This window comes from Streptomyces sp. N50 (genome assembly GCF_033335955.1).
In the GTDB taxonomy this organism is placed as follows: Bacteria; Actinomycetota; Actinomycetes; order Streptomycetales; family Streptomycetaceae; genus Streptomyces.
The window spans coordinates 227,376-241,833 of the sequence record NZ_CP137549.1 but is presented as its reverse complement, the minus strand read 5'-3'; the positions used below and the strand labels follow the sequence as shown (position 1 = coordinate 241,833).

Annotated in this window: 13 protein-coding genes; 5 read left to right on the top strand and 8 right to left on the bottom strand. The window is 70.1% G+C overall.

The features are described 5' to 3' along the window. Positions 1-249: 249 nt before the first annotated feature. The 8 genes from R2B38_RS01110 to R2B38_RS01075 all read right to left on the bottom strand — a co-directional run bounded on the left by R2B38_RS01110 (position 250) and on the right by R2B38_RS01075 (position 7,972). Positions 250-1,020 (bottom strand): SDR family NAD(P)-dependent oxidoreductase, encoded by a 771-nt coding sequence (locus R2B38_RS01110; protein WP_318014485.1) that lies wholly within the window; start codon positions 1,018-1,020, stop codon positions 250-252. Positions 1,021-1,057: 37 nt separating this feature from the next. Continuing rightward, complete coding sequence (locus R2B38_RS01105; protein ID WP_318014484.1) at positions 1,058-2,038, bottom strand: LysR family transcriptional regulator; 981 nt, start codon at positions 2,036-2,038, stop codon at positions 1,058-1,060. 156 nt (positions 2,039-2,194) lie between these two features. Continuing rightward, positions 2,195-3,151 carry a fumarylacetoacetate hydrolase family protein gene (locus R2B38_RS01100; protein WP_318014483.1) on the bottom strand — a complete coding sequence of 319 codons (957 nt, stop codon included), beginning with the start codon at positions 3,149-3,151 and terminating at the stop codon, positions 2,195-2,197. Positions 3,152-3,154: 3 nt separating this feature from the next. Then, positions 3,155-4,525 carry an FAD-binding oxidoreductase gene (locus R2B38_RS01095; protein ID WP_318014482.1) on the bottom strand — a complete coding sequence of 457 codons (1,371 nt, stop codon included), beginning with the start codon at positions 4,523-4,525 and terminating at the stop codon, positions 3,155-3,157. 8 nt (positions 4,526-4,533) lie between these two features. Next, positions 4,534-5,511 (bottom strand): cyclase family protein, encoded by a 978-nt coding sequence (locus R2B38_RS01090; RefSeq protein ID WP_318014481.1) that lies wholly within the window; start codon positions 5,509-5,511, stop codon positions 4,534-4,536. Continuing rightward, positions 5,508-6,509 (bottom strand): amidohydrolase family protein, encoded by a 1,002-nt coding sequence (locus R2B38_RS01085; RefSeq protein WP_318014480.1) that lies wholly within the window; start codon positions 6,507-6,509, stop codon positions 5,508-5,510. The genes R2B38_RS01090 and R2B38_RS01085 overlap by 4 nt, the downstream gene beginning before the upstream one ends. Next, entirely contained in the window at positions 6,506-7,630 is a 1,125-nt protein-coding gene (locus R2B38_RS01080) for an FAD-dependent monooxygenase (RefSeq protein WP_318014479.1), read from the bottom strand. Before R2B38_RS01080 ends, R2B38_RS01085 begins: the two co-directional genes overlap by 4 nt. Before the next feature lie 36 nt (positions 7,631-7,666). Then, complete coding sequence (locus R2B38_RS01075) at positions 7,667-7,972, bottom strand: antibiotic biosynthesis monooxygenase (RefSeq protein WP_318014478.1); 306 nt, start codon at positions 7,970-7,972, stop codon at positions 7,667-7,669. A gap of 229 nt (positions 7,973-8,201) precedes the next feature. Between R2B38_RS01075 and R2B38_RS01070 the strand changes: the two genes are divergently transcribed. The 5 genes from R2B38_RS01070 (at position 8,202) to R2B38_RS01050 (ending at position 14,438) form a co-directional block, all read left to right on the top strand. Further along, a complete protein-coding gene (locus tag R2B38_RS01070) occupies positions 8,202-9,176 on the top strand; it encodes a fumarylacetoacetate hydrolase family protein (protein ID WP_318014477.1) in 975 nt (324 codons plus the stop codon). Then, entirely contained in the window at positions 9,173-10,108 is a 936-nt protein-coding gene (locus tag R2B38_RS01065; protein WP_318014476.1) for a VOC family protein, read from the top strand. The genes R2B38_RS01070 and R2B38_RS01065 overlap by 4 nt, the downstream gene beginning before the upstream one ends. A 36-nt stretch (positions 10,109-10,144) precedes the next feature. After that, complete coding sequence (hisD, locus tag R2B38_RS01060; protein WP_318021564.1) at positions 10,145-11,446, top strand: histidinol dehydrogenase; 1,302 nt, start codon at positions 10,145-10,147, stop codon at positions 11,444-11,446. Next, positions 11,443-12,213 (top strand): SDR family oxidoreductase, encoded by a 771-nt coding sequence (locus R2B38_RS01055; protein WP_318014475.1) that lies wholly within the window; start codon positions 11,443-11,445, stop codon positions 12,211-12,213. The genes hisD and R2B38_RS01055 overlap by 4 nt, the downstream gene beginning before the upstream one ends. Positions 12,214-12,509: 296 nt before the next feature. Next, positions 12,510-14,438: a hypothetical protein gene (locus R2B38_RS01050; RefSeq protein WP_318014474.1), complete on the top strand. Its 1,929-nt coding sequence runs from the start codon at positions 12,510-12,512 to the stop codon at positions 14,436-14,438. Positions 14,439-14,458 lie beyond the last annotated feature (20 nt).

Below are 14,458 nucleotides of genomic sequence, written 5' to 3'. Positions count from 1 at the left end.
ACCGCCACGCCCCGCACCCGTCGCGAGCACCGGCGGGTCCGGTCGGTCGCCGAGAGCGGTTCGCCGCCGCGCAACGTGAACTCCAGGATCTGTCACGGCAGTTCCAGCGCGATCTGCGTGCCGTCCGGCGGCAGGGCGAGACCAAGGCGATCGTGGCCCGCTCGAACCTCGCCGAGTCGGCGGTGCGGGGCATCACCCGGCTCGCGGCCGGCTTGCGCTCCGACCGCTAGGACCACTCCGGTCGTCATGTCACGTGGCGTCGAGCGCGTTCGTGATCGCCTTCACCCCGCCGTGCGCCGCGTACCCGCCGTCGACCGTGATCTCCGCGCCGTTGACGTACGACGCCTCGTCGGACAGCAGATAGACGACCAGCGGCGCCACCTCGTCGACCGTGCCCGCCCGGCCCTGCGGGGTCAGCGAGAGGTGGGCCTGGACGAAGACCGGGTTCGCGGTCGCCATCAGCGGTGTCTCGATGTAGCCGGGGTGGATCACGTTCGTACGGATGCCGCGCGGGGCCAGCTCCAGCGCGGCCACCTTCGACAGCCCGCGCAGCGCCCACTTGCTGGCCGTGTACGCGACCGCGTGATGCGCGGTGAGGCCCGCGACCGAGCCGACGTTCACGATCGACGAACCGGTCGGCATCAGCGGGGTGAGGGCCTGGATGCCGAGCAGCGCGCCGGTCGTGTTGACCGCGAACGCCCGGTTCCAGTCGGCGAGTTCGACCGATCCGAGGCGGGCACGCACGGCGATGCCCGCGTTGTTGACCAGGCCGTGCACCTCGGTGAGTGTTGCCGCCAGCCCCGCCCAGTCGTCCGGCGACGACACGTCCAAGTGCTGGTAGCGGACGTTCAGGCCGTCTGCGCGCAGGGACGCGGCGAGCTTCTCGCCCGCCTCGTCCAGGACGTCGGTCGCGATCACCGTCGCACCCTCCCGGGCGGCGGCCTCGACCTCGGCGGCCCCCTGGCCCTGCGCGGCCCCGGTGACGACGACGGTACGACCGGCCAGACACGTGCGGCTCACGGTTCCTCCAGGGGGTGCGGGCTGTGTCCCGTCCACGCTAGGAAGCCGGGGTCAGCTCCGGAAACGCACGATCGGCATGGGTGGCATCCACGTCGGCGATCTCGCGCACCACCGGGTCGTCCAGCGACGCGGCCACCTCGCGGACCGTCTCCCGCAGCCAGCGGTGCGCCGGGTCCGCGTGCCGGTTGTGGTGCCAGTACATGGCCTCCACCAGCGGTACGTCCGGGAAGGGCGTCGGTACGACGGCACAGCGCGCGAAGCCCTCGTAGCGCCGGGCGAGCCGCTCGGGGACCACGGCGACCAGGTCGGTGCCGCCCACCAGGAACGGCAGCACGTTGAAGCCGGGCGTGCTGACCTGCACCCGGGGTGTGATGCCGAGGGTCTCCAACTGCCGGTCGGCGGGCGTGAGTTTGCCGATCACACACGCCGCGTGCGGCATCTCCGCGAGGTCGCGCAGCGAGAGCCGCCCGTCCACCAGGCGAGGGTTGTCCGGGTCGACGATGCACACGAACCGGTCGTGCATCACGGTCTCGCTGACGCCCGGCAGCTGATAGCCGAGCGGCACGATCATCAGGTCGTGACAGCGGAGATGCGTCTCGGTCTCCAACTGCCCGATGACGATGGGGTGGAAGTCGATCCGGATGCCCGGGGCCTCCTGCGCCAGGGCCCGCAGCAGCGGCTCCATGAACACCGTCATGACGTAGTCGGACATCACGACCGAGAACCGCTGCCGACTGCGCGACGGATCGAAGTGCCTGGTCAGCGACAGCGCCTCCTCCGCCTTGTGCAGCGAGGACTGGACGACCGGAAGCAGCCGTTCCGCGAGCGGGGTCAGCTCGTACTCGCGGCCCACCCGCACCAGCAGCTCGTCGTTGAAGTGCCGCCGCAACCGGGCCAGGGAGCCGCTCATCGCGGACTGGCTGGTGGACAGCCGCACCCCCGCGTGGGTGACGTTCTTCTCCTCCAGGAGGGCTTCCAGAGCCACCAGAAGATTCAGGTCGATTGCTCCCAGACCCATGCGTGTGTCCTTCCGGCCGCGTCGTTGAAGCTCGGTGGAACCGGAGCGTAACGAGCGGTCTCCCGCCGAGGAAGAGGCCGGGTGCCAAGTCACAGGGATCCGATAGTTGCCATCGGATCCCTGGATGTCCGCAGGTCGTGAGGTTTTCCGGCGCTTCTACGGCCGTGGGGTCCGGCCGCGCTTGCGGGCGCGCGGAAGGTACACGTCCGTACGGCCGGGCACGACACGGTTGGAGAGGGTGCCGAGGCGCTCCACGGTGAGTGTCACCTCGTCCCCGGGCCGCAGCGGCGGCGGGGTGCGCTCGCCGACCCGGCCCCAGAACTCGGCCAGCGCGCCCCAGCCGCAGGTGCCCGAGCCGAGGATGTCCCCCGGGCGCACCCAGGCGTCCCGGGAGGCGTAGGCGATCATCTCCTCGAAGGTCCAGGAGACATTGGCGAGGGTGTCGCGGCCGATCAGCTCGCCGTTGAGGGTGGCCGTCATCTCCAGGTCCAGGAAGCCGTCCGGGTCGCGCCGGTCCTCGACCTCGTCGGCGGTCACCAGACACGGGCCGAGCGTGTTCGCGAAGTCCTTGCCCTTGGCGAAGCCGAGCCCGAGGTTCTTCTCCGGCTTCTGCAGATCGCGCGCCGACCAGTCGTTGAAGACGAGGTAGCCGACGATGTGCTCGCGTGCCTGCTCCGGCGTGAGATCACGCCCGCTGCGGCCGATGACGACACCGACCTCCAGCTCGAAGTCCAGCACCGAACACCCCGCAGGGACCGGCACGTTGTCGTGCGCGCCGTACGCCGCATGGGGGTTGGTGAAGTAGAAGTTGGGCGCCCGGTACCACTCCTCGGGCACGTGCTCCAGCCCGTCCAGGGACTTCGACACCCCCTCGATGTGCGCCTCGAACCCGACGAAGTCCCGGATGGACGGCGGCTTGAGGGGAGGCAGCAGCCGCACCTGATCCACCGTCAAGTCGCTTGGTGTGCGCAGTGCTTCGGTACCGGCCGCGTGCAGTACGTCCTGCTCCAGGAGGGTCAGTACGGTGATGCCCTCGGGCAGCGGATGAACGGTCCCGTCGCGCAGGACCCCGGCGCGCTCCACGCCCTCGTACTCGTATGTCGCGAAACGCATCGCTCACTGCTCCCAGTGGTTGGTGTTGGTGACGGTCCCCGTGCTGAGGTGGCCGGCGAAGAGGCCCTTGGGGTCGTAGGCGGCCCGGATCTCCCGCAGTCGCCGCCACTGTTCGTCGCCCATGAACCTCAACTGCCGCACGGTGAAGTCGGAATCGCCGAGGTACTGGCCTGCGGTCACCGGCTCCATGTCCGCCATCGCTCCGTCCAGCCAGGCCCGCAGTTCCGCGTCCCGTGCCGGGTCGTCGTGGATGACGTAGGTGGCGCAGTAGATCTCCGACTGCAAGGAGAAGGCCATGTCGGGGAGTTGGCGCAGCGGGGCCATGGAGAACCAGATGGTGAAGGTCTGCCGGGTGGGCTGCTCGGTGAACGCCTTGCGGATCGCCGGGACGACCTCGTCGGCGGGGCCGGTCAGCCAGGCGTTGTCGACCAGGTAGCGGTGGCCCTCGGGGTTGGCGACGCGCTGGCCCGCCAACTGCTCGGCCAGCGTGGTCTGTTGGGCCTCCACGCGGAACAGGGCCCGGTCCGCGTACGGGTTGGCGTGCAGTGGCGCGAGCGCCTCGGCGGCCTGCTCGGGGGTGTCGGTCATCGACACGCCCGTGACCAGGAGCACCGGTTCGTCCAGGTCGGGCGGTGTCTGGGTGAGCGCGACGATCTCGACCAGGTCGGAGACGGTGTGGTGCATGCCGTGCAGCCAGGTCATGACCTCGTCGAACAGGTCGAGTGGGTAGGCGTGCACGGTGTGGCCGAGGTACTTCGGCAGTGGGCGCGTGCGCAGATGGAAGCGGGTGACGACGCCGAAGAAACCCGGGCCCGCGCCGCGTGCCGCCCAGAACAGATCGCTGTGCCGGGTCTCGTCGGCCCGCACCAACTCGCCCTCGGCTGTGACGACATCGACCGCCACGATGTTCTCCGCCGCCCAGCCCCAGCCCCGCGCGTTCCAGCCCTGGCCGCCCTGGAGGAGGAAGCCGCCGATGCCTACGGAGGGGCAGTGTCCGCCGTTGAAGAAGCGCCCGAACTCGCCGAGATACGGGTTGAGTTCGTCACCGCCTTTCACGCTGGGGGTCGCCGTCACGATCCCGGTCCCCGGGTCGTACGCCATCTCGCGGAAGCCCCCGAGGTCGATCAGCAGGGCGTCCTGACGCACCGACCAGGCGGCCCAACTGTGCCCGCCGGAACGGACGGCGACCTGCCAGCCGCGTTCGAGAGCGAGCCGTACACCCTCCACCACGTCCTGCTCGGACTCGGCGGTCAGGACGGCGGCCGGTGAACGGTCCGTCGGGCGGCGGGCGTTGAAGATCCGGCCGAAGCACGCCGTCTCGAAGTCCTCGTCGTCGGGGAGGTGGAGGGTGCCGGAGAAGCGGTTCAGGTTCACGCGGGGGCTCATTTGATCGCGATCGGGTTGACGGGGGCGCCCACCGCGCCGGTCACCGGCAGCGGCGCGGCGACCAGCAGGAACTCGAAGACGCCGTCGGCCGCGCAGTCCTCGGCCAGTGCCTCCAGGTCCCACATCTCGCCCAGCGGGAGGCCCATGTTGGGGATCGCTATCTGGTGCAGCGGGGACATCGCGGGCTGCGGGAACTCGTAGGGCCGTACCTCAAGTCCCCAGGTGTCGGAGGCGATCGCCGCGATCTCCGTGCGGTGCAGCCAGCCGAGGGTGGTGAAGGAGAGGCCGGGCGCGTCTCCGGCGGCGTAACCGCCCCAGGCGCCGAGCCGCCGTACGCGGCCTAGTTGGCCGGTGCGGATCAGGACCAGGTCTCCACGTCGTACGGAACTGGTCGCGCCCTGCGCCTCGATCGTGGTCCGCAGATGCTCCTCCAAGATGGGGAATCCGTCCGGGAGTTCACCGTGTTCGTCGCCGACCGCACGGCCCACGTCCAGGAGGACCCCACGGCTGGTGAAGGCCTCCTTCATGTGCTCGATGCCGGTGACCGAGTCGCCGTCGCCGTTGACGATGGTGCACGGACGGCCGTTCCACGCCTGTTTGTTGTCGTAGATGTGGCCCAGGCCGTCCCACTGCGTGGAGGCCTGCAAAGGCATCAGGACGTGGTCGTCGGCGCCCCCGAAGCCGTGCGGGAAGCCCTGGGTGCCGGCCGCCGCGTCGGAGCCGGTGTCCCGCATGTAGTGGACCGGGTTGATCCGGCCGCGGAAACCGCGCTGCGGGCCCGACTCGTTGAACTCCTGGGCGAGCGAGAAGGACCGCCCGCGCCGAACCAGGCCCACCGCGTGGGCGCGGATCGCGTCGTCGATGAAGTTCAGCGTGCCGAGCACGTCGTCATCGCCCCAGCGGCCCCAATTGCGGTAGGCGGAACGGGCCTTGGCTAGTTCTTCCTCGATCGGACCGAGGGCACCGGTGGTCATCGCGTACGTCCTTTCAGCAGCAGGTCGAGGGCGTTGCCCCCGGCGACGGCGGCCCGGTGGGCCGGAGCGAGCCCGGCCGCGTCCAGGCGGGCCACCGGGTCGTCGACGCCCATGTCGAAGGGGTGGTCGGTCCCGAGGACGACCCGGTCCGCGCCCACTGCCTCGACGAGGTGACGCAGCGCGCCCGGGGTGTAGACGAGCGCGTCGAACCACATCCGGCGCAGATAGGCGCTCGGCGGCTCCAAGCAGCCGCGAGCGTCTTCCCGCACATGCCAGGCGTGGTCGGAGCGGCCGATGTACGTCGGCAGATAGCCGCCCCCGTGCGCCGCCACCAGCTTCAGGCGCGGGAAGCGGTCGAGGACGCCGGTGAAGATGAGATGCGAGAGCGCGACCGTCGTCTCCACCGGCTGACCGACCGTGTTTCCCAGGTAGTTGGCGGCCAGGCGGTTGCCGAGTGAGCAGCCCCAGGGGTGGATGAACACGACCGCGCCCAGCTCCTCGGCCCGCTGCCACACCACGTCGTGCGCGGGGTCGGCCAGTTCGCGGCCGTCGACCGTCGTGGAGACGCTGATGCCGTACAGGCCATGGTCGTTGACCGCCTGGTCCAGCAACGCGACCGCGAGGTCCGGGTGTTGGAGCGGGACGGTGCCCAGGCCGTACAGCCGGTCGGGTGCGGTCGCGCAGTGGGCGGCCACGGCCGCGTTGACCGTGCGGGCGAGGTTGATCGCCAGGTCCGGGTCCGCCCAGTAGTGGTGCATCGGCATCGGGCCGACCACCTGGATGTCGACGCCCATCGCGTCGAGATCCGCGAGGCGCGTGCTGACGTCTGTCAACTTGGGCGCCAGGCGCTGGAGTTGGGCGCGGTTGGCGGCCAGGGACGCGGGGGAGTGGGCGTGCTGCTCGGCCGCGAGTTCGGCGGCGAGACCCGGGGTGCCCGCGACCAGGGCGTCGGCGGCGGCGAGGTGGCCGTGGAAGTCGACCACGGGCGAGCTGGTCACGCCGCCGCCGTCAGGTTGCCCAGGGTCTCCGACATGATGCGGGCCGGGTCGGCGCCGGGTGTGTCCGGGTGGATCTCCCAGTCGGCGAGCTGGAGGGAGTTCTCCAGGACCATCCGGACGCGGGGGAGGCGCCGGTTCATGAAGCGGTCCAGGGCCTTCTCGGTCGGGTCGTCCGCCGTCACCAACTCCGCGAGCAGCACGGCGTCTTCCATGCACATCGCGGCGCCCTGCGCGATCAGTGGGGGACAGGCGTGCGCCGCGTCGCCGATGACCATCGCACGGCCCCGGTGCCAGGGTTCGTCGACGAGGATCGCCTCGATCCAGCGGTAGTCGACCGCCGTGTCGTCGGGCAGCGAGGCGAGGATCCCGCCCCAGGTGCCGCCGTATCCGGCGCCGCGTTCACGCAGCAGGGCGAGGGGGGCGCGGGGGCCGATCAGGGTGGAGTCGAGGTTCTCGTCGAGGAGGTAGGCGTAGCACTGGTCGGGGGAGATCGGGCTGTAGCCGGCCTTGAAGCGCGGGCCGCCGTAGTAGACCTCGGCGCAGTCCATCTCGGCCGGGCGGTCGGCGACGACCCGGAAGATCGACATGCCGACGGGGCGGGGCTTGGCGTCGATGCCGATCAGTTCGCGCATCGCCGAGTTGATGCCGTCGGCGCCCACGACGAGGTCGTAGCGGCCGGTCGTACCGTCCGTGAAGGCCACGTCCACGTGGTCGGGCGTCCGGTCGAGCCGGTCCACGCTCAGCCCGAGGCGGACCCGCACCCCGTGCGCGCGCACCGCGTCGCACAGCGCGTCCTGCAGATCCGAGCGCAACGCGCCCGCTGTGGACGGCAGTTCGGGACCGCCGGTGTGCGGGGTGTTCAACTCGGTGAGCAGTCCGCCGTCGGCGCGGCGCAGCCGCATGATGTCGAACGGCACCGCCCGGGCCAGCACCCGGTCCAGCACACCCACGGAACGCAGCGCCTTGAGCGCGTTGCCCTGAAGGGTGATGCCATGGCCCACACCGAACCACTGCGGAGAGATCTCGGCGAGCTCCACCTCGGCGCCCCGCTGGGCGAGCGCGAGACACAGCACGCTTCCGGTGATGCCGCCGCCGACGACGAGCACCTTTTGTACGGGCATGGGCGATCCTTGCGAACGTAGACAGAGGAGTGGGGGTCATCCCGGGAAGCGGGCGCCGAGTTCGTGGAAGTGCTCGACGGCCGGCGGCCCGGCGAAGAACGGCCCGACCAGCGCCCGCCAGCGACCGAAAGCCTCGGACTCCCGGAAGCCGACCGTGTGCGCCTCGACCGACTCCCAGCCGACCAGCAGGAGGAAGGTCGTCGGGCGCTCCGCACCCCGCAGCAGCTCGGCCCAGCGGAACCCGTCGGCCTCGGCCAGCACCTCGCGTGCCTTGCCGAACACCTCCGCGAACTCCCGCTCACAACCTGCCTCGACGGTCAGCTCGGCATGCTCGACGACCACGGTGCGCTCCTCGGGTGGTGGGGTGCTCCGAGCCTGCGTGGCGCCCGACGCGGGGGTCAACGGATCGAGGCATCGGCAAGGGGGACGTCATGCATCCCGTACGGCGATGGAGCCGCAGCTGAGGGCGTGATGGTGAGGGTGATGGCAGGCATCGCGGATCGCCATTTCCGCCGGGGGCCACCGCTGCCTAGCGTCGACGGCGAGCCCCCACCCGTACGAGGAGAGCGCCGTGCCCGATCAACTGCCCATCCACGCCGGACCGTTCGCGCTCGGCACGTTCGCCTCCGGTGCTTCCGGTGCGGCGGCCTTCCCCGGTCTGGTCACCGGCGACCGCGTGCGCGACCTCTCCGACCTCGTGCCGTCGATCCGCGCGCTCGTCGAGGAGTGGGACACCTGGCTGCCACGGCTGGGTGACCTGGCCCGGTCCACCGAGGGGACCTGGCACGAACTGGCCGCGCTGCGCGTCCTGACCCCGATCGAGCCCGGCCAGATCCTCCAGAGCGGCGCCAACTACCGCAAGCACGTGGTCGATCTGGTCGCCGCCGAGAAGGAGAGCGTGCACGGTGCCACCCCCGAAGAGGCCCGCGCCGACGCCGAGTCGATGATGGACGAGCGCGCCCGCAACGGAGTGCCGTACGTCTTCCTCGGCTCCCCGCGCGCCCTCTCCGGCCCCTACGACGACATCGTGCTCCCCGCGCTCGGCGAACAGCACGACTGGGAGCTCGAACTCGCCCTGGTCATCGGCAGGTCGGGCAAGAACATCGCGGCCGAGGACGCGATGGAGTACGTCGCCGGGTACACGATCAGCAACGACCTCACGACTCGGGATCGGCTCTACCGGCCCGACCTCAAGGCGATCGGCACCGACTGGTTCACCGCGAAGAACGCCGACACCTTCCTGCCGACCGGGCCCTTCCTGGTGCCGGCCGCCTTCGTCGGAGACCCCGGTGACCTGCGGATCACCCTGCGCCACAACGGAGTTGTCCGCCAGGACGAGTCGACGAAGGACATGATCTTCGACATCCCCCGGCTCATCGCGTACATCTCCACGACCACCACCCTGCGCCCCGGCGACCTGCTGCTCACCGGTTCCCCGGCCGGCAACGGCGCCCACTGGGGCGTCTTCCTGAAGCCCGGCGACGTCGTCGAGTCCGAGATCACCGGCCTGGGCCACCAGCGCAACACCGTCAGGAGCCACGCATGAGCTTCCAACCCATCACCCATCTGCGCCATGTCGACCTGGCGGTAACGGACTTCGCCCGCCAGCGCGCTTTCTACGGCACGACGTGGGGCCTGACCGAGGTCGCAGGCGACAGCGGTGTCGCTTTCTTCGCCGCCGAGGGCAGCCCCGAGCAGTACATCGTCCGCATCCGCGAGGACGAACGGAAGCGGATGGACCTCGTTGCCTTCGGCGCCGCATCACCGGCCGCCGTCGACGAGTTGCACGGACGGCTGGGGCGGGCCGGAGTCCAACTCATCAATGAGCCCGGCGTGTTGGACACCCCGGGAGGCGGTTACGGCTTCCGGTTCTTCGACCCGGACGGGCGGGTCCTCGAGGTCTCGGCGGACGTCGAGACCCGCGCCCACCGCAAGATCGAGGAGCGGGAGGCGATCCCGGTCCGGCTCTCGCACTGCGTGGTCAACTCTCAAGACCCGGAAGGGCTGCGGGACTTCTACGTCCAGCACCTCGGGTTCCGGCTGACCGACACCCTGTACTCGGCGCACATGGGCGACCTCATGTACTTCCTGCGGTGCAGCCCGCTCCACCACTCCTTCGCGATCGCTCGCGGGCCTCATGTCTCCCTGCACCACGCCTCGTTCGAGATGCGCGGGGTGGAGGAGTACATGCGCGGCACCGGGCGGGCGCTGCGTGCCGGGACCCGGCTGACCTGGGGGCCCGGACGGCATCTGGCGGGCGACAACACCTTCTCGTACTTCCACGACCCGCACGGCAACACCGTCGAGTACACGACCGAACTCGCCGTCCTCGAAGAGGACTTGTGGCACCCGGGCCGCCATGACGTCGACGACCCGGTCACCCAGGACCAGTGGGGCACCGCCGACCCGATGAGCGAGACGGTCGCCAAGGAGCAGTTCAACGACCCCGACGTGCTCTTCGAAGCGCCGCCGGTCTGAGCAGAACACCCAACCCGCATGAGAGAGGCCGCAGTTGTGGCAACGATCCTGAAGCACGCCGTGCCCAAGTCGGAGGTGACCGCCTCGCTCGCCCAGGTATGCGAGACCGTGACCGGCGTCATCGCGGACATCCGTGCGCGCGGTGACGAGGCGGTGCGCGCCTACTCCGAGAAGTTCGACAAGTGGAGCCCCGACTCCTTCCGGCTGACGGACGAGGAGGTCGAGAAGATCGTCGCGTCGGTGCCGCAGCAGGTCATCGACGACATCCGCTTCGTCCAGGACCAGGTGCGCACCTTCGCCCGCCACCAGCTGGACTCCTTGCGGGAGTTCGAGGTGGAGACCCTGCCGGGAGTACGGCTCGGGCAGAAGCACATCCCGGTGCGGGCGGCGGGCGCGTACATCCCCGGTGGGCGTTACCCGCTCACCGCCTCCGCCCACATGACCATCGTCACAGCCAAGGTCGCGGGCGTGCCCCGGGTCGTGGCCTGTACGCCGCCCATCCACGGGGAGATCCCGGCTGCCACCGTCGCCGCGATGCATCTCGCCGGCGCCGACGAGATCTGGCTGCTCGGCGGGGTGCAGGCCGTGGCCGCCATGTCCGTCGGCACCGACACGATGCGGCCCGTCAACCTGATCGCCGGGCCCGGCAACGCCTACGTCGCCGAGGCCAAGCGGCAGTTGTTCGGGGAGATCGGCATCGACCTGTTCGCCGGGCCGACCGAGATCCTCGTCCTCGCCGACGACCAGGCCGACCCGTTCGTGTGCGCCGTGGACCTGCTCTCGCAGGCCGAGCACGGCCCCGACTCCCCGGCCGTCCTCATCACCACCTCCCGCGAGGTCGCCGAGAAGACGATCGCCGAGGTGGAACGCCTCCTGCCCGGCATGCCCACCCGCGACTTCGCCGAGCCCGCCTGGCGCGACCACGGCCAGGTCCACGTCGTCGACACCCTCGACGAGTTGTACGCCCTCGCCGACGAGTTCGCCTTCGAGCACGTCGAGGTACTGACCGCCGAACCGCGCCTGGCGCTGGAGCGGATGACCCAGTACGGCGCCCTGTTCCTCGGCGAGGGCACCTGTGTGTCGTTCGGCGACAAGGTCATCGGCACGAACCATGTGCTGCCCACACGTGGTGCCGCGCGCTATACCGGCGGCCTGTGGGTGGGGAAGTACCTCAAGACGGTCACCTATCAAGAGGTCACCGACACCGACTCCCAGGTGCTGCTCGGCCGGTTGTGCGGGCGGGCGGCACGTGTGGAGCTGTTCGAGGGGCATGCGCGCTCCGGTGACGTACGGGCGGCGAAGGCCGCGGGCGACAAGCTGCCCTGGAACACCGCGTGACCCTGGACGGCCGCACGGCACTCGTCACCGGCGGCGGGGGACCGCTGGGCCGCGCCTTCGCGCTCGCCCTCGCCGGCGTCGGTGCCCGGGTGATCCTGGTCGGGCGTGACGAGACGGCGCTCGCGGAGGCGGCCGCACTGGTGGAGAAGGACGGCGGACAGGCTCGTACGGCCTCCTGCGATGTCTCCGAACCGCAGGCTGTCAGTGCCCTGGCCGACCAACTCGCCGACGAGGACGTGTCGTTGCTCGTCAACAATGCCGGAGTCGCCGGTCCCGTACGGCCGTTGGTCGACATCGAGCCGGACGAGTGGGACGAGGTGTTCGCGGCCAACGTCCGGGGCGTCTATCTGATGTGCCGGGCCTTCCTGCCGCCGATGCTCGTGGCCGGGCGCGGTGACATCGTCAACGTGGCCTCGGTCAGCGGCAAGCGCCCGCTGCTCAACCGGACCCCGTACACCGCCTCCAAGATGGCGCTGCTCGGCCTGACCCGGACCCTTGCAGGGGAGGTCGGCCCGCAGGGGATCGCGGTCAACTCCCTTTCCCCTGGCCCGGTTAGGGGCCCGCGCATGAACCGCAACTTCCGGCTCACCGCCGAGCTGACCGGCTGCACGGTCGCCGAGGCCGAGCGGGACTTCGCCTCCCGGGCCGCCCTCGGCCGGCTCGTCGAGGAGCACGAGGTCGCGCGGGCGCTCGTGGCGATGCTCGCGATGCCCGGCCTGTGCGGGGCCGACATCGATCTGTCGGCCGGGATGATCGCCCCGTCGTAGCTGAACGGGGTGCGGAGAACGGCGAGGTGGACGGCTGACGAGCCGCCCGCCTCGCCGTCGTGCGTAGGGAGACACACCCGCTATGACGACTCTGTGTGACCGCCATGAAATGGTCCGCCTGATCCGAGGCATCGGGCTCCCATATGTGTGTGCCGCCTGCCTATTCCCTGGTTCTCGTGGCTGCTTCACTCCCTCGTGCGCACCTTCGGTGCCTCCGCCGGGCCGTCCGCATCCCGCGTTCGACGGCCGGCCGGTCACACTGCGCGACGGCGCATCGATCCCTGGGAAGGCAAGCAATGACGCTGATCACCCGACGCTCGGTCCTGATCGCCGGTACGGCCACGGCCGGAGCCGTACTGGTGCCGGCGGTCTCCGCCGCCGCCGCGCCGACGGCCCTCAAGTCCCCGAAGGCTACGCATACTTCGGGCACGCGGATCTCGGTCGGATCCGGCGAGACATACACGGTCTCCGCGACCACCCGCGTGAGCGAGCTGTCCATCGCCGAGGGCGGCACGATCGCCGCCCCGGACGGTTCCAGCCTCTCCCTGACCGTCGACGGCGTGGAGACCGGCCAACTCCTCACCGCCACCGGCGGAACGGCCACCCTGATCCAGGCCGGCACCTACCGCGGAGACGTCGTCCTGACCGTCGCCGCGGCCAACGAGGTGACGTACGAGACGCTCACCTTCCCCTTCCGGCAGGCGGTCTACGTCGATAGCGACGGCGTGGTCAAGGACAAGTCCGTCCTCGCGGCCGTCCTCGGCGGCAAGCTCACCGACGCCTACGCGAAGAACGTGTCGATCACCTCGACCGGCGAGTGCTTCGACGGCGTGTACGTCCAGGACGCCACCTACACCCTCGACCGGCCCTCCATCTCCCTTACGGGCAACGGTCGTTGTGACTTCGCGGGCTACGGCGCGGCGGTCGTCGGCGACGGTTCCTCGACCACGCTCGTCGTGGACGGCGCCCGCATCGACAACAAGGGAGTCGTCCGCACCGCCGTCATCTCCAACGACGGGGCGAACGTCATCGTCAAGGACTCCGTCCTCCGCGCCCGCAACGGCGTCCTGCCCGCCGACTACCAAGCCACCGTGGAAACCCCGTACATGGAGTCCGTGCCCTGGATGCTCGGCCTCGACGGCAACGTCCGCGCCACCAACCTCATCGGCAAGAACAGCAGGGCCACCTACCTCAACTCGACCGTGTTCTCCGAGACTTGGGGCGCCCTGTCGGTCGAGGGCGGCAGCGGCCTCAAACTGACCGCGATCAACAGCCACTTCGGCAACACGGGGGAGTACGGCTACGGCACCTACGCCATCGGCGACGCGACCGTGCGAGTGCTCGGATCCCGGCTCGACGTCGGCAGCTACGCGACCATCATCGCGGGCCCGGCCGCGGTCGTGCACTACGGCGACAGCATCAGGTCCGCCGTCGCCGCGCTCAACAGCGAGCTGGAACTCGGGCTGTCCGAGGCCGAGTTGGCGTCGATCCCGGCGCGCAACACCGTCGTGGACTCCGGGCACTTCGGCTACATGTTCTTCGGCGCGGGTCAACTCACCCTCGATGGCGGCACGGTGATCAACTCCGACCGGGCCACCTTCCTCAACAAGGGCCAGCAGACCACGATCAGCGTCGACGGATCGCAGGGCGCCCGGCTCAACCCGCGCGACGGGATCATCCTCCAGATGATCGAGCTGGACGACCCGGGCCCGGTCCCCGTCAACGGCAAGATGATGAACATCGGCGTCTACACCGAGCCCACCGGCGACCCGGCCAAGGATGCGACCTTCGACCCGACCGCCGTGCACGCCACTGATGGCGCCGCCACCTTCAACTCCATAGCTTTGAAGGGCGACTTCTACAACGGCATGCGCACCGGCAAGAACATGGTCCTCACCTTCGAGAGCGCGAGTGTCGAGGGGATCATCTCTGCGACGAAGGCCAAGCACCGCGTCTCCAGCATCGACGCGGAGACCTTCTACGAGCTCGGCATCGTCACCAACACCACCCAGGCCGCCGTCAACAACGGCGCGATCGTGCGGCTGAACAGTGGCTCGACCTGGACGGTCACCGGCACCTCGTACCTGACCCGGCTCGCCCTCGCCGCCGACGCGACCGTCAAGGCGCCCCGCGGCAAGAAGGTCACGCTGACGGTCGACGGGACGGCCACGGCCATCACGCCGGGCCAGACCTACACGGGCGCGCTCACGCTGACCGTGGCGTGAGCGATGGCGGGGGCGCGTGC

Excerpts from the sequence above, each read along its gene's own strand:
- R2B38_RS01100 (WP_318014483.1), bottom strand. The coding sequence starts at position 3,151 with ATGCGTTTCGCGACATACGAGTACGAGGGCGTGGAGCGCGCCGGGGTC.
- R2B38_RS01090 (WP_318014481.1), bottom strand. The coding sequence starts at position 5,511 with ATGACCACCGGTGCCCTCGGTCCGATCGAGGAAGAACTAGCCAAGGCC.
- R2B38_RS01080 (WP_318014479.1), bottom strand. The coding sequence starts at position 7,630 with ATGCCCGTACAAAAGGTGCTCGTCGTCGGCGGCGGCATCACCGGAAGC.
- R2B38_RS01105 (WP_318014484.1), bottom strand. The coding sequence starts at position 2,038 with ATGGGTCTGGGAGCAATCGACCTGAATCTTCTGGTGGCTCTGGAAGCC.
- R2B38_RS01065 (WP_318014476.1), top strand. The coding sequence starts at position 9,173 with ATGAGCTTCCAACCCATCACCCATCTGCGCCATGTCGACCTGGCGGTA.
- R2B38_RS01050 (WP_318014474.1), top strand. The coding sequence starts at position 12,510 with ATGACGCTGATCACCCGACGCTCGGTCCTGATCGCCGGTACGGCCACG.